This is a genomic window from Lysinibacillus fusiformis, from assembly GCF_002845985.1.
GTDB lineage: Bacteria > Bacillota > Bacilli > Bacillales_A > Planococcaceae > Lysinibacillus > Lysinibacillus fusiformis_D.
This window is the reverse complement of sequence record NZ_PDFK01000002.1, coordinates 706,203-724,465: the sequence shown is the minus strand read 5'-3', so window position 1 is coordinate 724,465 and position 18,263 is coordinate 706,203. Positions and strand designations below refer to the sequence as shown.

The window sequence follows — 18,263 nt, the reverse complement described above, 5'->3', positions numbered from 1 at the left end:
CACTTACTTTTTTATTAGCCCCCTCAAGTATTGCTCATTAATGATACTTGAGGGGGTTATTTTTATTGCAATTATTAAAAAATGTTGATTTACCAATAATTAATATAATTTAGTGTTGATTTTTTTAGAGTTAGAAAGTAATTCTGAAATTATTTGTTAAATAGGATGAACATTATTGCACAAATATTATTAAATTACATAAAATGTAGGTGTTTATGAGTATATTTTATAATTGTTTAGAAATTGTTTAGTTATAATTAGTACTATATAAATGTTGATGAAGTTTTTTTGAGTTAAATTTATTTTTTTAATCTATTTTGACTAGAAAAATCATACGTAAGTATGTAGCGATGAAAGGAGTCTGTACAGTACGATGATGAGAAGTGACAAATTACTTTGCAGAATGCTTGCCATGAATAACTATGGTCAAACGAAGCTGTAACGAAAAGAACGATGACAATGGACTACTAGATTAGATAAAGGAGTAATTTTTTATGACAATTGAAACGACATCATTAAGCAAAGCTTTATCAAAAAAAATCCACACAAAAAAAGCTACAATTGGGGTTATTGGGCTTGGCTATGTAGGGTTACCATTTGCAGTGGAAATGGTTCAAAGTGGGTTTCAGGTAATAGGCTTTGATAAAAACCAAGATAAAATCATGCAGTTACAAAATGGTCATAGTTATATCGCTGATCTACCTAAAGAAAATATACAGCAAATGCTAAAGAGTAATCAATTTGAGCCAACGAATGATTTTTCTAAGCTTTCACAAGTGGATGTCGTTATGATTTGTGTGCCTACACCTACTACTGCAGAAGGAACTCCCGATATTTCATATATAAAAGAAGCAACACATACCATCGGACAATATATCAAGACGAATGGGTTAGTTATTCTTGAAAGCACAACGTATCCTGGGACAACAGAAGAAATTGTCCAGCCTATTTTAGAAAACTATGGTTTTGTGATTGGTCAAAATTTATTTTTAGCCTATTCACCAGAACGTGTGGATCCAGGAAATATCAACTTTTCCGTATCGAATACGCCTAAAGTGGTTGGTGGAATAACTGCAGCATGCTTAGAAGTATCAAAGATCTTTTATGAAACAGTCATTCATACCAATGTTTGTCCTGTTTCAAGCCCAAGAGTGGCTGAGATGGAGAAATTGCTGGAAAATACATTTCGTCAAATTAATATTGCCCTTGTCAACGAGTTAAGTCAGATTTGCTACAAAATGGATATCGATATTTGGGAAGTCATTCATGCAGCTTCTACAAAGCCATATGGTTTTATGCCATTTACACCTGGACCAGGAGTAGGAGGGCATTGTATTCCAGTCGATCCTAAATACTTATTGTGGGCAGGACAACAACACGGGATCTCGGCAACGCTAATTGAAGCGGCAGATAAAGTCAATGATTCCATGCCTCATTTTGTTGTGAACAGATTAGAAAACTACTTACGTCTACAAAGTAAAGAGCTGTGTAAGGCAAACATTGTTGTCATTGGCGTTACTTATAAGCCCAATATAAATGATTCACGTGAATCTCCAGCACTTCGTGTTATTCAACAACTACTAGATAATCAGTGTCAGTTAAAGATTATCGATCCTTTTATTGAAACCTTTTCTGTAGAGCAAGCTCTTGTCAAGACGGACCTACTAACAGTAGAAATAATCCAACAGGCAGACGCAGTATTAATTTTAACGAATCATTCAGATATTGATTACTCTTTAATTGACCAACAGGCTTCTTTAATTTTTGATACACGAAATACCCATTTTCTGTTTAAAAATAAAAATTATTACAAATTATAAGGAGAATTCATGGGAAATGAAACAACTTAAACTATGTGGTCTGCTCATTCTACTGTTGTTAGCAGGCTGTCAATCTACTCCTAAAGAAACGATTCACCCAGTTGATTCTACCATAGACGTCAAAAAATCTGATGGTACTATGAGTGACTTAATCAGTCATGCCAATATAGTTGTGCCAAAGGTTGCCTTAACATTTAATGGCTTCGCAGATAATGAAACGATGGAGTTATTACTGACAAAATTAGATGAATCGAATATGAAAGCAACCTTTTTTCTAGAGGGGATGCGTGTTGCTCAGGAGCCAGAGCTTGTTAAAGAAATATTAAAAAGGGGACATGAGGTGCAAAATGGTACATTGACATTTCCAGATGTATCAATTTTAGATTATGACCAAACGTATGAAGAAATCGTTTTAACCAATCAAATTTTTAAAGAGCATTTAGGTTATACACCACAATTTGTTCGTAGTCGCTCAGGTGATGTTACCGATAATATGCGCTTAGCAGCAGCGGCACTAAATATGAAGGCCGTTATTGGATTATCTATTAATCCACTTGATCGAAAAATGCAAAGTGCTCAGGAATTGACCGACTATATCGGCCAATATATTGATAGGGGCTCTATTATTCATCTCAACACATACATTAACCCTGCTATTATAGATGCCATTCCTTTATTAGCCCAATTAGCGAACGAACGGGAGTATACCTTTACTACTTTAAGTGATTTATTAGATGAGCGCTATTTAACAAAGTCTGTAGAAGAAATAGCTGGTTATGATGCTGTTAGCCCCAATTTAAATTATGAGCAGGTCAAGCCGAATTTATATTATCGGAAAGAGACGACTAAAAAGGAGATTGCGATTACTTTTGATGACTGGGCACATGAAAAAAGAGTAAAAGAAGTGTTGGATATTTTACGTAAATATGAAATCAAAAGCACCTTTTTCTTGATCGGTAGTGGCGTGGAGAAAAATCCACAATTAGCAAAGATGATTGTAGAGGAAGGTCATGAGGTAGCTAGTCACTCCTATTACCATCTAGATGTTACGAAAATGACACCCGAAGATTTACAGGACGATTTAGTAAAAGCACATAGGGCTTTGACCTATGCGCTACAAGAGCCACCTCTACTCTATTTTAGACCAGCACAAGGCATAATGGATGAGCGAACAGCCAAAATCATCACTGCTGCGGGCATTAAAACGATTGCTATGTATGATATAGCTTCTTTTGATTGGAATTTAGAGTATACAGCACAAGACATTTATGATCGAGTGATGTCTAGGGTCGGGCCAGGAAAGGTCATTGTCATGCACATTTTAGATGGAACTAATACGGTAGAAGCACTGCCACTCATCATTGAAAAGCTGCAACAAGATGGTTACAGCTTTAGTAAAATGTCGACGTGGATTGAAGAAGATTCAAATAGGGATGTGAATGAATGATGAAAACGAAAAAAGAGGTTTTAACCATACCACGCTCTGATCGTCGGATTTTATCAAATATTCCTGATCCCGAAAATGTACGGAGCCTTGTCAATCGGCGTGGAGCATCCTACCAGAAAGATGAAATTGATCCTGCCGATGTGAATGAAATTTATCGGCTCCAACAACTAAGCTTGCGCTATGAAACTCATTTTGAGGTGCAAATTAAACGAGCACGACGTCAAGTGAGTTCAGACAAATACTATGCGGAGGATATTTCAGTAACAGGTATCCTTGTTTACACGAATCAGCCCCATCATTTACTCATCGATGAAATTTTAACAATGAATTTTACAATACCAGGTGGAGCGATGCCTGAGGGCTATGAAGCTAAAGTAAAGTTAAAGGCTAAGGTTAAACGTTTTTTTACGAAAGAGATAGATGGACAAATCCAGTATTACGTTGCCTGTGAATTTTTACAGCCTTTGAATGAATATATGACAAAAAAACGTTGGGGCATTTCTATTTTTATGGCCAGTTTATTTTTATTGGTTGTATCACTTATTGTCATGTTAATGCGAGCCGAAAGTGTGATTTACTTTAGGTTTAATAAATTTTTATATTTATATAGTATTATTGCGGCTACGTTTCTACTAAGTAGATATATATTTGGTATTTTCTATAAGAATGTACCAATCAATCCGAAGTTTGAACCAGGTGTATCGATTATTATCCCCGTGTTTAATGAGGAAGAATGGATTCATCGCACAATTTCAAGCTGTATCAATCAATATTATCCAGTAGATAAATTAGAAGTCATTGTTGTGGATGATTGTTCAACAGATCGTACAGAAGAAAAGGCAAAGGACATGATTGACCTTATTCATCAAGAGGGCGAGCGTTTTAGGACAAATGATCGCTTACAGTTTTATAAGCTGCCACAAAATGGAGGGAAACGGGAAGCGTTAGTAGCTGGTGTTCATCAAGCAAAGCATGATTTAGTTGTTTTTGTGGATTCAGATAGCTTTTTAGAGCCACATGCAATCCGCAATTTAGTACAGCCATTTCAAGATCCTAAAATGGGTGGTGTAGCTGGCCGAACTGAGGTTGAAAATAAATTTACGAATGCTCTAACGAAATTACAAACGGTCCGTTATTATATCGCCTTCCGCATTATGAAAGCGGCTGAATCATGGTTTGATACGGTTACTTGCTTATCTGGGCCATTAGCATGTTATCGAAAAGAGCTTATTTTAAAAAATGAAAAGGCCTGGCTCAATCAAAAATTTCTTGGTCAGCCAGCGACATTTGGTGATGATCGCAGTATGACTAACTATATTTTGAAAACGCATCGAACAGGTTATCAGGACAATGCCATTTGCTCAACGATCGTACCCTCTGACACAAAAGTTTTTTTATCACAGCAAATGAGATGGAAACGCTCTTGGCTAAGAGAATCATTACGAGCATTTTTATTTATGTGGAAAAAAGAACCGTTTATGTTCCTTTTCTTCATTATTGGTTTAATTGTGCCGATTGCTGCACCAATTGTCGTTGTTTATAACTTAATTTATGTACCACTGATGTATGGTATTTTTCCAACCACTTTTTTAATTGGCTTACTACTAATGGCCATGCTAATGAGTTTGGCTCATTTATTCTTTAGAAAAAGTAAATTATGGGGATTTGGCTTTATCTTTGTTCTCTATTATGAATTTATTTTGCTTTGGCAGATGCCAGTTGCTTGGGTGACGTTTTGGAAATCTACATGGGGGACAAGGGAGACACCTCAGGACATTCTCGCGAAAGAAAAGAAAATGGAAAAGCAAAAATTACGAAAATCCCGATTTTCGATGTTAAAAATTAGAAAAATGGGTGAGAAGGAATGAATGAGAGAAATATAGAACTCCAGCCAGCAAAAAAAAATCGTCGAAAAATCATCCGTTCAATCGTGCAATTAATCATTGTAGTTTTGTTAGCTGTTATTTTAATAAAAGCTGTATTTTTAACAGAGAAACGAACAGCTGAAACGGTACCATTAAACAATAAAGAGGGCTTTATTGCCCTTTCCTATTTCGGTGTGAGTAGAAATGATTCACCTAAATATGTGTCCAAAAAGAATTTAGAAGAACAATTAACATTGCTAGAAAAGCAAGGTTATCAAACCATTACGCAACAGGATATTTTAGATTTTTATCAAAAAGATAAACCATTGCCAGAAAAAGCATTGTATTTATCGTTTGAGGATGGACGAACAGACTCCAGTATTTTTGCTCAAAATATTATGGAAAAATTAAATTATAAGGCGACGATGTTTACGTATGCTAATAAAATGGATACGCGAGACAATAAATTTTTAAAGCCTAAAGATTTAAAGCTAATGGAACGAAGCGGTTATTGGGAGCTAGGATCTAATGGATATAGGCTAACCTATATTAATATTTTTAATGATAAGGGACAGTCTCTTGGTGTGATTGATGAAAATAATGTACCAAATAAAACAACGATAGAATACTATAACCACTATTTAATGGACTTTATTCGAAATCAATATATGATTCCAAGTGAAACACGATTAGAGATGGAAAAACGCATTCGCAAGGATTACACATTGATGGAGGAAATCTATCAACAGGAGTTTGGCGAAGTGCCGAAAGCCTATGCAATTATGCATGCCAACTCACTGTATAACAATATGGACCCACTTGTTCAGCATGTCAATGATAAGGAAATTAAAGACAAGTTTCGTATGCACTTCAATTTAGAGTTAGGTGCCTATAATGATCGAGAGGCAGATTTGTATAATTTAAATCGCTTGCAAGTCTCCCCCTATTGGTCAACCAATCATGTCATGATGAAAATCCGTCAAGCTAGTAAACAAAATGTTGAATTCAAAATAGGGGATCTTTCATTAGCACAGAAGTGGGATGTAATGAACGGTGCTGCTGAATTTGAAAATAATGAAGTTACGTTAACATCAGCACCATCAAGTGAAGGGAGAATTCTCTTTAAGGAAGCCTTACCCGAAAACTATCAGGCGCATTTTACTTTTAAGGGAAATGTTGTGGGTCAGCAAGCCTTCTATATTAATTACGATGAAAAAACGAATAGCTATTTGCGAGTTGCATTAGTAGATAATGAGATTGTGATTAGCGAAAAATTACCAGGAGCAGGAATTGTTGAAAAGCAGCGTTTTCAGTTAAATGAAATAAAATGGAATGAAGAGGAATATGCCTTTAACAAAGCGACCGTTTATTCCTATCAAGATACACAAAATGGGTCACGGATTAATGACAAAGAATACCCAAGAAACTTAACGAAAAAAAGAGTATTTAACATTACCGTGAATAAGGATAAAATAGAAATAGATGTTGATAATGTATTATCCGAGACCGTTCAAATAAATCCATTGTTACAAGGGTCACAAATTGGATTTGGTGCATTGTACAGTAAAAAGGATACTTCACATGAACAGTATGCAGATGATATTTACGATACATTGATAGAGGATATATTAATTACAGACAGTAAAGATCAAACCATATTTACGAACCAATATACGAATTTTGAGAAGGTGAAGCATAAAACCATCACCATGTTTAATCATGTTGTGGATTTCTTTATTGAAACCTTCTAAATCGGGGTGAAATTTGATTCAAGTGAAGAACTTTGTATTGTTTATATGTATAGCACTACTATTTATCACTGCTTGTAGTAATAGTAAAGAGCCACCAGCTGAAGCAAAGGTAGGAATAAAGGACAAGGAGAAGCTTCGATTGTCCATCTGGTTACCAGAATGGCAAAATAAATCTGCGATGGAGGATGTGAAAAATTCTCTAGATGGATTACAAGATATACGGGTTTTCGGTGCTTATTTTAATAGCAAAGATGAACTATTATTAACTGAAAATGCGATTGACATGCTACAACAAACGCAGCAACAATTTAATGATTCCCATCCTGTAATCCTAACGCTTATCAATGATTATGTAACAGATAATGCCCCTTCTGTTCAAAAGGACAGTACGCTTTTGCATAGACTCGTGCAGGATTCTTCTGCGAGGCAAAAGCATATCAATAATATTTTGCAAGTAGTCGATCAATACCAAGTGAGTGGCATTGAGATTGATTATGAAAAGGTAGCACAGAAAGACCTTCGAAACTACATTCTTTTTTTAAAAGAGCTGTACAAAGCTCTTTCAAAAAAGGATGTGACATTACATGTCGTTCTAGAGCCAAGTTTTCCATTTAATATGAAATTGCCAAATGGACCAATCTATACTGTCATGGCCTATAATGTTCATGGCTATCATAGTGGTCCAGGTGCGAAGGCCACTTACTCTTTTCTCAATGATTTAGTGAGAAAAGTGAAGAAGTCCAATCAGGATTTAGCGATTGCCTTTGCTACAGGAGGCTTTGATTGGGTAGCCGAAGGTCAAATTGTTGCTTTAACAGAGCTTGAGGCTGAACAACTATTAGCTGAAACGAATGCAGTGAAGCAGCGTGATAAGGGGAGTGGGGCCGTTTATTTTACGTATGTAGATGATGACAATGTCAGTCATGAGGTTTGGTATGCAGATCAAGAAACACTTGAAAAATGGGTAAACTATATACAAAAAAGAAGCTATCATGACGTGGTGCTATGGCGTGCTGGAGGCTTAGGTGCAAGAACTTTACAATGGATCAGTGAGCAATCAATTGAATAGCATTCATGCAAAAAAATCGCCTTTTCAGGCGATTTTTTTCATAGTATTGAAAGTGAAAGGTGAAAAGGGCTTTTCGTTTTAGGAAACTTGCTTGCCGCTGTTGTGCAGAATAAAAGCAGTTGCCCCCTGTCATGCTATCCTACGGGAGTCAAGTAGTCTGCCACTCTCATCTGCAAAGTGATAAAGGTTGCACAAATAAAATGATGGTGTTCATTACTCATTTAATCGATGGCTGTTGGGACCAATACTTCTTCACATTGAAAATAATAGCCTATCCTTTCTCTAATAATAGGCTATGTTCCTTAAGTTAGTAAGAAAGACAAAATGCGGTATGGTTGATTAGAGTAGAGCCAGCGTCACTCCTAGGGATTAGCGTCACAGCGGAGACCTGGAGCGAACGCGGTGAGTGAAGCGGCTCATCGGATGCCCCTTGGAAAGGATGCTGGCGGAACGGAAATCAACCTCTCGCCTTGTCAAAAAGTCTTTCTCTGCTATTGACATCGCCTTTTTATTGGAATTGGGAAAGACGAGAAAAGAAATGTTTCACAAAATCTAAAAAGATTGCTTCAGATGGTGCGATTTCTCGATTTACGGGTGAGATAATGCCAACAGTTCTAGGTATTGTGGGTGATTCAATTGGAACCTTGACGGTAAATCGAGCGGCTGAATCATATAAGGAGCTTTCAGGTAATAGACTAACACCTATACCAGCAGCTACTAAACCTTTCAGTGCATCCAAATCCTCACCTTCTGAAATAACATTTGGTAAGAAGCCTGCAGCACGGCAAGCATCCATAGCTACTTTATGTAATATATAGCCATCTGGAAATAAGACAAATAAATCGTTTTTCAACTCTGCTAGCTGAATACTTTCCCTTTTAGCTAATGAGTGATTAGCGGGTAGTAGTGCGGCGATGTTCTCAGTGAACAGAATTGTGGACTGAATGGATTCGTCCTTAGGGGGTAATGGTCCCAAAAAGGCTAGGTTTAACTCCCGGTTTTTGACCGCATCAATTAAAAATCGATAAGATCCTTGACGTAGTTGGAATTGTAAATCGGGATATTCTCGTTTAAAGGCGGATATAACAGTAGGCAGAACATAGCTAGCCAAACTTGTTGGAAAGCCAATTTTAATAGAACCTTTGGCAGGATCCAAATATTCTTCTACTTGCTTTGCCGCAAAATCAATGGCCTTTAAGGCTGTAATGGTATGCTCAAGAAATGTTTTCCCAATGGGAGTTAATTTCACATTTCGACCAACGCGCTCGAACAATGGCGTGCCTAATTCATCTTCAAGGTTTGCGATTTGCCGACTGATGGCAGATTGGGCTACATGAAGATGCTCCGCGGCCTCTGAAATATGCTCCCGTTCAGCAACCTCTACAAAATAGCGTAATTGACGTAACTCCACAAATATTCACCTCTATTAATCTAAAAATAAGATTGATTTTACCTTAATTATATATTATTTAAGATGAAAAATGATTGTAAATGTCAAAATAATAATTAGAATATTATGTTATCTTGCGAGATGGATTTGGTTATTGAAGTCTAGAAGAAACTTTGCCTAAAATATCTTGTTTTTAATTGATTCCATTTTAATGAAATAGGTTATAGTATAGTTATGGTTGTTTATGCAAATTTGTCATAAAACCGCTACAATTAACACTTTCCAAGAGGTTTTCACTATGTAGCTAGATGAAATCTATTCTCAATTAGGGATATTTCATTGAAAATGAAGAAAGTCTATTCTCATTGTCTAGCTGAACTAGTAATAATCTGAAAACGCTTATAAATCCTTTGTTTTTCAATATTTTATTTGAGAAATGGGAAAGTAATTGAAATGGTTTGCATAGAGAACGATTTTCAGTTAAGATTAGAATGATAATAATTAAGGAATGGTTGACCCATTCACTGAACACTATGGAGGTATTTTCATGTCAACTTTAGTTATTAAAGATCTTCACGTTGCGATCGACGGGAAAGAGATTTTAAAAGGCGTAAATCTTACAATTAATACAAATGAAATTCACGCAATCATGGGACCAAACGGAACTGGTAAATCGACACTAGCTTCTGCAATTATGGGTCATCCTAAATATGAAGTCACTTCAGGTACTGTAGAGCTTGATGGCGAAGATGTACTTGAAATGGAAGTGGACGAGCGTGCTCAAGCTGGTTTATTCCTAGCAATGCAATATCCATCAGAAATTGCTGGTGTAACAAATGCTGATTTCTTACGTTCGGCGATTAATGCGCGTCGTGAAGAAGGCGATGAAATTTCATTAATGAAATTTATTCGTGAATTAGATAAAAATATGGATTTCCTAGAAATGCATGAAGATATGGCTCAACGTTATTTAAATGAAGGTTTCTCTGGCGGTGAGAAAAAACGTAATGAGATTCTTCAATTAATGATGATTAAACCAACATTTGCCATTTTAGACGAAATTGACTCTGGACTTGATATTGATGCATTAAAAGTAGTATCAAAAGGCATTAACGCAATGCGCGGTGAAGGCTTTGGTTGCTTAATGATCACACACTATCAACGTCTATTAAACTACATTACTCCAGATCATGTACACGTAATGATGCAAGGACGTGTTGTAAAATCTGGTGGTGCAGAGCTTGCACAACGCTTAGAAGCAGAAGGCTATGATTGGATTAAAAAAGAATTAGGTATCGAAGAAGAAGCAGAAGAACAAGAAGCATAAGAAGGAGGACGAACTAGCATGACAGTGGAACTTAACTTGCCTGTAACAGTACAGGACGTGCGCTCGTTCTCAGAAGCAAATGGTGAACCAACTTGGTTTACAGAACTTCGCACGGCAGCACTAGACAAAGTAACTGGTTTAGATTTGCCAAAACCAGATAGAACGAATATTACAAAATGGGATTTCATGGAATTCCCGCAATTGGCGGTTCATAGTGAGGCATTCTCTTCATTGGATGCTCTACCTGAAGAAGCAAAAGGGTTAATTGACCTTGAATCACAAGAAAACCTATATATCCAACGTAATAATACACCAGCGTACATTAAGACATCGCAAGAACTTATTGATAAAGGTGTTATTTTTACTGATATTTTCACAGCAGTCCGTGAACATGGTGAACTTGTTCAAAAATACTTTATGACAGAAGCTGTTAAAGTGGAGGAGCATAAGTTAACAGCACTTCATACAGCGCTTGTTAATGGTGGTGTGTTTGTATACGTACCAAAGAACGTAATCATTGAGCAACCACTTCAAGTTGTTTTCCTAAACGACAATGCAGAAGCTTCATTATACAACCACGTTTTAGTAGTAGCGGAAGCTAATTCTGCTGTAACTTATGTAGAAACATATATTTCAACAATTGAAGAGGCAAAAGGTCAAGCAAATATTATTGCTGAAGTCGTTGTCCAAGATAATGCACAAGTAACATATGGTGCAGTAGATGTACTTGCAAAAGGCTTTACGACATACGTAAATCGTCGTGCACGATTAGCACGTGATGCAAAAGTTGACTGGGCTCTTGGTTTGATGAATGACTCAGATACAATCTCTGAAAACATTACACATTTAATTGGTGACGGTTCTCATGCAGATACAAAAACAGTAGTAGTTGGTCGTGGAGAACAAAAACTTAACTTCACTACGGAGGTTCGTCACTGGGGTAAAAACTCTAACGGGCATATCTTAAAGCATGGTGTAATGAAAGATGCAGCTCAATCAATCTTTAACGGTATTGGCTATATCGAGCATGGTGCGACAAAAGCAGATGCACAACAAGAATCACGTGTATTAATGCTGTCAGAAAAAGCTCGTGGGGATGCAAACCCAATTTTATTAATTGATGAAGATGATGTAACAGCAGGACACGCAGCGTCTGTTGGTCGAGTAGATCCATTACAGCTTTATTATTTAATGAGCCGTGGTATCTCAAAAGCAGAGGCAGAGCGCCTTGTTATCCATGGATTCCTTGCGCCAGTTGTTACGCAATTACCAATTGAGGGCGTTCAAAAGCAACTGACGGAGGTTATTGAAAGGAAAGTTCGCTAATGATGAATAAAGACATTAAAAGCTATTTCCCAATTTTAAATCAGGATGTCAACGGTCATAGACTTGTTTATCTTGATAGTGCTGCAACGTCTCAAAAACCTGTTCAAGTGATTGAAGCTATTAAAGCATATTATGAATTTGATAATTCTAATGTTCACCGTGGCGTGCATACATTAGGAAATCGTGCAACAGATAAATATGAAGGTGCACGTGAAAAAGTTCGTAAGTTTATCAATGCACAATCAACGCAGGAAATTATATTTACACGTGGCACAACAACGGCTTTAAATACGGTGGCGTCAAGTTATGGGCGTGCTAATGTCGTGGAGGGTGATGAAATTGTTATTACCCATATGGAGCACCACTCCAATATTATTCCTTGGCAACAGCTGGCTAAAGAGAAAAATGCAACATTGAAATACATTGAGCTAGAAGCAGATGGTACTATTAGTCTGGAGAAAGTTCGTGCAACAGTCACACCTAAAACGAAAATCGTTTCTGTTTCTATGGCGTCAAACGTCCTTGGAACAATAAATCCAATTAAAGAAATTGCTCAAATTGCACATGCTAATGGTGCGGTTATGGTGGCCGATGGTGCACAAGCTGCCCCACATATGAAAATCGATGTGCAAGATTTGGATGTGGATTTCCTCGGATTCTCAGGGCATAAAATGTGCGGACCAACTGGAATAGGTGTACTATATGGTAAAAAGGAACACCTTGAAAAGATGGAGCCAATTGAGTTTGGTGGCGAAATGATTGATTTTGTCGGGCTTTATGATTCAACGTGGAAGGAATTACCGTGGAAATTTGAAGGTGGAACGCCTATTATTGCAGGTGCAATAGGTTTAGGTGCCGCTATTGATTTCTTAACTGACATTGGGCTAGATAATATTGCAGCACATGAGCATAAGCTTGTAGGCTACGCAATGGATCAGCTTGAGACAATTGACGGTTTGAAAATTTTCGGTCCACGTGATCCAATGAAGCGTTGTGGATTGGTGACATTTAACTTAGATGATGTACATCCACATGATGTTGCAACGGTGCTTGACATGAATGGGATTGCTGTTCGTGCAGGACATCATTGTGCACAGCCACTAATGAAATGTCTTCAGCAAGTAGCAACAGCGCGTGCAAGCTTCTATCTGTACAATACAGAGGAGGATATTGACCGTTTAGTTGCAGGGTTACGTTCTGCGAAGGAGTATTTTGGAGATGTCTTTTAATAATTTAGATCAACTATATCGTTCAGTCATTATGGATCACTATAAAAATCCTCGTAATAAAGGATCTTTACAAGAGGATGCTGTAACGATTGATATGAACAATCCAACATGTGGCGACCGCATTCACTTAACATTAAAAGTGACTGACGGTATCGTAGAGGATGCAAAATTTGACGGCGAAGGCTGCTCTATTTCCATGTCCTCTGCATCGATGATGACACAGCTCATCAAAGGGAAAAAGGTTGAAGAAGCAATAGAGCTTTCAGATATTTTTTCTAAGATGATGATGGGGGAAGAGTATAGCGATAAATACGACCTTGAGGATGTAGAAGCACTGCAAGGTGTTTCACAATTTCCTGCACGAATTAAATGTGCGACATTAGCTTGGAAAGCAATGGAAAAAGGCGTGAAATAAATCTTACATCCTTGTTGCTTGGATGAAAGCGACATGGCTTTCATCCAAGACAAGGGTTGAATACCTGGAGAAAATACATCTCAGTGAACGGAGGAGAAACGATGGCTAAAAAAATGCCTGATATCGGCGATTACAAATACGGATTCCATGACAAGGACGTATCAATTTTCCGTTCAAAACGTGGTTTAACTGAAGAAATCGTCCGTGAAATTTCAAATATGAAACAAGAGCCAGAGTGGATGCTTGAGTACCGCTTAAAAGCACTTGAAACATTTTATACAAAACCAATGCCACAATGGGGTGGCGATCTTGGAGATTTAGATTTTGATGAAATTACGTACTACGTAAAACCATCAGAAGCTACACAACGATCATGGGATGAAGTGCCTGATGAAATCAAAGCTACATTTGATAAATTAGGTATTCCAGAAGCAGAACAAAAATATCTTGCTGGTGTATCAGCACAATATGAGTCTGAGGTAGTTTATCACAACATGAAAAAAGACCTTGAAGATCTTGGTATTGTGTTCAAAGATACTGACTCAGCTTTACGTGAAAACGAAGATATTTTCAAACAATATTGGGGCAAAGTAATTCCTTACACGGACAATAAATTTGCTGCATTAAACTCAGCTGTATGGTCAGGTGGATCATTTATCTATGTACCACCAGGTGTAAAAGTAGAAACACCATTACAAGCTTACTTCCGTATTAACTCTGAAAACATGGGTCAATTCGAACGTACATTAATTATCGTGGACGAGGGTGCACACGTACATTATGTTGAGGGTTGTACAGCACCTGTTTATACAACAAACTCTTTACACTCTGCAGTTGTAGAAATTGTTGTACGTAAAGATGCTTATTGCCGTTATACAACGATTCAAAACTGGGCGAATAACGTTTACAATCTTGTAACGAAACGTACAGTTGTTGAAGAAAACGGTACAATGGAATGGATTGATGGTAACATCGGTTCTAAGTTAACAATGAAATACCCAGCATGTATCCTGAAAGGTGAAGGTGCTCGTGGTATGACATTATCCATTGCATTAGCAGGTAAAGGACAGCACCAACATGCTGGCGCAAAAATGATCCATATGGCACCAAACACATCTTCAACAATCGTATCGAAATCGATTGCTAAACAAGGTGGTAAGGTAACTTATATGGGACAAGTTCGTTTTGGTCCTAAAGCTAGTGGTGCACGTGCGAACATCGAATGTGACACACTGATCATGGACAATCAATCGACTTCTGATACAATTCCGTACAACGAGATCTTAAATGATAATGTTTCTTTAGAGCATGAAGCAAAAGTTTCAAAAGTATCTGAAGAGCAATTATTCTACTTAATGTCTCGCGGAATTTCTGAAGAAGAAGCGACAGAAATGATTGTAATGGGCTTCATCGAGCCATTCACAAAAGAACTACCAATGGAATACGCAGTAGAAATGAACCGTCTGATTAAATTCGAGATGGAAGGGTCTATCGGGTAATTAACTTACCACCCCTAGTCACAGTAAAACTTGTGACTAGGGGCTTTTTTATGATCTGATATATCAGATCATAAATGGATTTTTGTAATATATTAAAATAATACTGGATTTTTGGATGATTACATACTAAAATGATAATGAGAATCAATATCAATTGAAAAGTAGGAGCTGATAAAATAATTTCATGTTCAATGCTTCAATATGCCAGATGACATAGCTGTTTGTCATAACGATAACAATTTAAAGGAGATTATTGTCAATGAAAAAGAAGTTTCTATTTATTAGTGTCATCGCATTATTTATGCTGATCCTAGCTGCATGTAGTGAGAAAAAGACTACGGAAGAGGAAACATCCACAGATACGCCAAAAGAAGAAGCAACGCAAACAAAAGATGAATCTACAAATGAAGATGGTACGAGAACAATTGAATATCTTGGTGAAAGCTATGAAGTACCAGAAAAGGTCGAAAGAATTGTTGTAACAGGTGCTATGGAAGCGATGGAGGATATGGTTGTTCTTGATGTTCATCCAGTAGGAGCTATTGCTATTGGTGGCAAGTTCCCTGAGCTATATGCTTCTGTAACAGACAAAGCAGAATCAATTGGTGAGAAAATCAAACCAAATTTTGAAAAAATATTAGAATTAGATCCTGATGTCATTTTAGGTTCAACAAAGTTCCCAGAAGAAGTACAAAGTAAATTAGAGAAAATCGCTCCTACTATTTTAGTGTCGCATATATCGACAAACTGGGAGTCTAATTTAAACTTATTAGCTGAATTAACAGGTAAGCAAGCAGATGCAGAGAAAATCTTAGCTACATATAAGGCAGATATTGAAGCTGCTAAAACGACGTTAACTGAGAAACTACAAGATAAAAAAGTAGCTGCTGTTCGTATTCGTGGTGGACAGGCTTATGTTTATCCAAAAGAAGTATTTTTAAATGCTGTTCTTTATGGAGAACTCGGTTTAGCAGTGCCTGATGAAGTTGCGAAAGCAAAAGCACAAGAAGCCATTTCTGTGGAACAACTGGCAGATATGAACCCTGATTATTTATTTGTACAGTTTTCAACAGATGAAAATGCGGATGCACCAAATGCTTTAGAAGACTTTAAAAACAATCCAATCATCCAAAATATTAATGCCTTTAAAAATGACCAAGTGTTTGTCAATGTACTTGATCCATTAATGGAAGGTGGCCCAGCTTATAGCCGAATTAAGTTTTTAGAGGCTATCCAACAAAATCTTGTGAAATAATAGGTAGCCCAATTAAGTAGCATGAGTTCAAGGGTATATGGACTCATGCTTTTTCTTTTGCATATAAGAGACAAACCTTCATTTTGAATGTACAAAAGAATGCGATATTTTTTACATGATGTTTATTTCTAGTATCATACTGTGTGCTATGATTATGTACATAGAGGAGGGTGTCACATGATTGTAGTTGGATTAACCGGTTGGGGCGATCACCCTTCACTTTCTAGTGGAGTGACTACCTCAAAAGATAAATTATTTGATTATACAGGTCATTTTTTAACGGTCGAAGTCGATACGTCTTTTTACGCCATCCCGTCCAAGGAGCATGTTCGTAAATGGTGTGAGGATACACCCGAAAATTTTCGTTTTGTTGTAAAGGCGTACCAAGGTATGACTGGCCATTTGCGTGGTGATATACCTTTTGAAACAAAAAATGATATGTTCAATGCTTTTATCGAATGTGCGAATGAATTTAAACGTTATGGAAAGCTAGCAATGGTATTAGCACAATTTCCACCGTGGTTTGATTGCCAGGCAAAAAATGTACAATATTTATTGTATATACGGCAGCAGCTCAAGGATTTTGAAGTAGCTATTGAGTTTCGAAATCAAACATGGTATGCAGAAAATGTCGTACAGCAGACGATGGATTTTTTACGTGAACATCAATTTATTCATACGATTTGTGATGAACCACAGGCTGGTGTAGGTTCAGTCCCCTTCTATCCTGTAGTGACGGCGAGTAAAGCACTTATCCGTATCCATGGTCGCAATATCCATGGATGGCGCAACACAGGGAATGCTGAAAATTGGCGTAAAGTTCGCTTTTTATATGATTATAATAAAGAAGAATTACAACAGCTTGGGCATAGCATGCAAAAGCTTGAAAAAGAGGTCAATGAACTCTTCGTATTATTTAATAATAATTCAGGTAATCATGCAGCGAAAAATGCAAAGGAGCTACAAGACATGTTGAATATTAAAGATGTTGGACTAGCGCCTAAACAATTAAACATGTTTGAAGGGGAACTATAATGGAATTTATTTTATTAGTTATCATTGCACTATTGGCGGGTCTAATTGGCTCATTGGTTGGGCTAGGTGGTGGTATCGTTTTAGTACCAGCAACCTTATATATTGGTTTAAATCTAGGAATGATTCCAGATATTACGCCTCAAAAAGTAGTGGGTTTATCAGTTGTTATGATGATCTTTACAGGGCTAGCCTCCACATTAAGCTATATGAAATCCAAAACGGTGGATTATAAAAGTGGCTTTATATTTTTTCTTGGAAGTATTCCAGGAACGATTCTTGGAGCTTGGGTCAATAAAGGATTAGACTTACCATCCTTCAATTTATATTTTGGTATTCTGCTTATTATTTTATCAATCATTTTGCTTGTCCGTGACAAGTTGAAGCCAGTAAAATGGTTTGTGAAAAATGGTACGCAACAAGAATTTACAGACTCTGAGGGCAATACCTTTATATATGGCTATCCTATTTGGTTTGCCTTTATATTAACATTTGGTATTGGCTTTGCTTCTGGGCTGTTCGGCATTGGTGGTGGCTCGATGATTGTACCAGCAATGATTATTTTGTTTTTATTTCCACCACATGTCGCAGTGGCAACATCGATGTTTATGGTGTTTTTAACGTCCATTGTAAATTCCTCAAGCCATATTTACTTCGGACATGTGCCGTGGCTCTATACAATCCCTGTTATTCCAGGGGCCTATATTGGGGCAAAATTGGGGGCGGCATTAAATAAAAGAATTAAATCAGATACGCTTGTACTCGCCCTAAGGATTATTTTATTATTATTAGGAATTCGTTCCATTATAGAAGGCATATTAGCTTAATTTGAAATGAG

General features: G+C 37.0%; 14 protein-coding genes. 13 read left to right on the top strand and 1 reads right to left on the bottom strand.

Annotated elements, in window-relative coordinates:
- The first annotated feature begins 494 nt into the window (after window positions 1-494).
- From CRI88_RS09625 to CRI88_RS09605, 5 genes are read left to right on the top strand one after another with little or no spacing between them, the layout of a single operon-like run.
- On the top strand, window positions 495-1,820 hold the full coding sequence (locus CRI88_RS09625) for a nucleotide sugar dehydrogenase (protein WP_058844825.1): 1,326 nt from the start codon (window positions 495-497) through the stop codon (window positions 1,818-1,820).
- 16 nt (window positions 1,821-1,836) lie between these two features.
- Window positions 1,837-3,267 carry a polysaccharide deacetylase family protein gene (locus CRI88_RS09620; RefSeq protein ID WP_231745102.1) on the top strand — a complete coding sequence of 477 codons (1,431 nt, stop codon included), beginning with the start codon at window positions 1,837-1,839 and terminating at the stop codon, window positions 3,265-3,267.
- Window positions 3,264-5,135 carry a glycosyltransferase family 2 protein gene (locus tag CRI88_RS09615; protein WP_058844826.1) on the top strand — a complete coding sequence of 624 codons (1,872 nt, stop codon included), beginning with the start codon at window positions 3,264-3,266 and terminating at the stop codon, window positions 5,133-5,135. The genes CRI88_RS09620 and CRI88_RS09615 overlap by 4 nt, the downstream gene beginning before the upstream one ends.
- The gene (locus CRI88_RS09610) at window positions 5,132-6,883 is read left to right on the top strand and encodes a polysaccharide deacetylase family protein (protein WP_058844827.1); all 1,752 of its coding nucleotides are present in this window, start codon (window positions 5,132-5,134) and stop codon (window positions 6,881-6,883) included. The genes CRI88_RS09615 and CRI88_RS09610 overlap by 4 nt, the downstream gene beginning before the upstream one ends.
- A 22-nt stretch (window positions 6,884-6,905) precedes the next feature.
- Window positions 6,906-7,952, top strand: coding sequence for a glycosyl hydrolase family 18 protein (locus CRI88_RS09605; protein ID WP_230593772.1), 1,047 nt, complete (start codon window positions 6,906-6,908; stop codon window positions 7,950-7,952).
- Window positions 7,953-8,460: 508 nt separating this feature from the next.
- Here CRI88_RS09605 and CRI88_RS09600 read toward each other — a convergent pair.
- Window positions 8,461-9,363, bottom strand: coding sequence for a glutamate biosynthesis transcriptional regulator GltC (locus CRI88_RS09600; protein WP_058844828.1), 903 nt, complete (start codon window positions 9,361-9,363; stop codon window positions 8,461-8,463).
- A 526-nt stretch (window positions 9,364-9,889) separates the two neighbouring features.
- On the opposite strand from CRI88_RS09600, the gene sufC reads away from it, so the two are divergent.
- The 8 genes from sufC (at window position 9,890) to CRI88_RS09560 (ending at window position 18,252) form a co-directional block, all read left to right on the top strand.
- Window positions 9,890-10,669: a Fe-S cluster assembly ATPase SufC gene (gene sufC / locus CRI88_RS09595; protein WP_036119680.1), complete on the top strand. Its 780-nt coding sequence runs from the start codon at window positions 9,890-9,892 to the stop codon at window positions 10,667-10,669.
- A gap of 18 nt (window positions 10,670-10,687) precedes the next feature.
- Window positions 10,688-11,995 (top strand): Fe-S cluster assembly protein SufD, encoded by a 1,308-nt coding sequence (gene sufD / locus CRI88_RS09590; RefSeq protein WP_058844829.1) that lies wholly within the window; start codon window positions 10,688-10,690, stop codon window positions 11,993-11,995.
- Window positions 11,995-13,224, top strand: a complete 1,230-nt coding sequence (locus tag CRI88_RS09585) for a cysteine desulfurase (RefSeq protein WP_058844830.1) — start codon at window positions 11,995-11,997, stop codon at window positions 13,222-13,224. The genes sufD and CRI88_RS09585 overlap by 1 nt, the downstream gene beginning before the upstream one ends.
- On the top strand, window positions 13,214-13,639 hold the full coding sequence (gene sufU / locus CRI88_RS09580) for a Fe-S cluster assembly sulfur transfer protein SufU (RefSeq protein WP_058844831.1): 426 nt from the start codon (window positions 13,214-13,216) through the stop codon (window positions 13,637-13,639). Before CRI88_RS09585 ends, sufU begins: the two co-directional genes overlap by 11 nt.
- A gap of 101 nt (window positions 13,640-13,740) precedes the next feature.
- Window positions 13,741-15,138: a Fe-S cluster assembly protein SufB gene (gene sufB, locus CRI88_RS09575; RefSeq protein WP_036119701.1), complete on the top strand. Its 1,398-nt coding sequence runs from the start codon at window positions 13,741-13,743 to the stop codon at window positions 15,136-15,138.
- A gap of 259 nt (window positions 15,139-15,397) precedes the next feature.
- Window positions 15,398-16,393 carry an ABC transporter substrate-binding protein gene (locus CRI88_RS09570; RefSeq protein WP_058844832.1) on the top strand — a complete coding sequence of 332 codons (996 nt, stop codon included), beginning with the start codon at window positions 15,398-15,400 and terminating at the stop codon, window positions 16,391-16,393.
- 177 nt (window positions 16,394-16,570) lie between these two features.
- Entirely contained in the window at window positions 16,571-17,428 is an 858-nt protein-coding gene (locus CRI88_RS09565; RefSeq protein ID WP_058844833.1) for a DUF72 domain-containing protein, read from the top strand.
- Window positions 17,428-18,252 (top strand): sulfite exporter TauE/SafE family protein, encoded by an 825-nt coding sequence (locus CRI88_RS09560; protein WP_058844834.1) that lies wholly within the window; start codon window positions 17,428-17,430, stop codon window positions 18,250-18,252. Before CRI88_RS09565 ends, CRI88_RS09560 begins: the two co-directional genes overlap by 1 nt.
- The last annotated feature ends 11 nt before the right edge of the window (window positions 18,253-18,263 follow it).

Excerpts from the sequence above, each read along its gene's own strand:
- CRI88_RS09625 (WP_058844825.1), top strand. The coding sequence starts at position 495 with ATGACAATTGAAACGACATCATTAAGCAAAGCTTTATCAAAAAAAATC.
- CRI88_RS09620 (WP_231745102.1), top strand. The coding sequence starts at position 1,837 with ATGAAACAACTTAAACTATGTGGTCTGCTCATTCTACTGTTGTTAGCA.
- CRI88_RS09615 (WP_058844826.1), top strand. The coding sequence starts at position 3,264 with ATGATGAAAACGAAAAAAGAGGTTTTAACCATACCACGCTCTGATCGT.
- CRI88_RS09610 (WP_058844827.1), top strand. The coding sequence starts at position 5,132 with ATGAATGAGAGAAATATAGAACTCCAGCCAGCAAAAAAAAATCGTCGA.
- sufC (WP_036119680.1), top strand. The coding sequence starts at position 9,890 with ATGTCAACTTTAGTTATTAAAGATCTTCACGTTGCGATCGACGGGAAA.
- sufD (WP_058844829.1), top strand. The coding sequence starts at position 10,688 with ATGACAGTGGAACTTAACTTGCCTGTAACAGTACAGGACGTGCGCTCG.
- CRI88_RS09585 (WP_058844830.1), top strand. The coding sequence starts at position 11,995 with ATGATGAATAAAGACATTAAAAGCTATTTCCCAATTTTAAATCAGGAT.
- sufU (WP_058844831.1), top strand. The coding sequence starts at position 13,214 with ATGTCTTTTAATAATTTAGATCAACTATATCGTTCAGTCATTATGGAT.
- sufB (WP_036119701.1), top strand. The coding sequence starts at position 13,741 with ATGGCTAAAAAAATGCCTGATATCGGCGATTACAAATACGGATTCCAT.
- CRI88_RS09570 (WP_058844832.1), top strand. The coding sequence starts at position 15,398 with ATGAAAAAGAAGTTTCTATTTATTAGTGTCATCGCATTATTTATGCTG.
- CRI88_RS09565 (WP_058844833.1), top strand. The coding sequence starts at position 16,571 with ATGATTGTAGTTGGATTAACCGGTTGGGGCGATCACCCTTCACTTTCT.
- CRI88_RS09560 (WP_058844834.1), top strand. The coding sequence starts at position 17,428 with ATGGAATTTATTTTATTAGTTATCATTGCACTATTGGCGGGTCTAATT.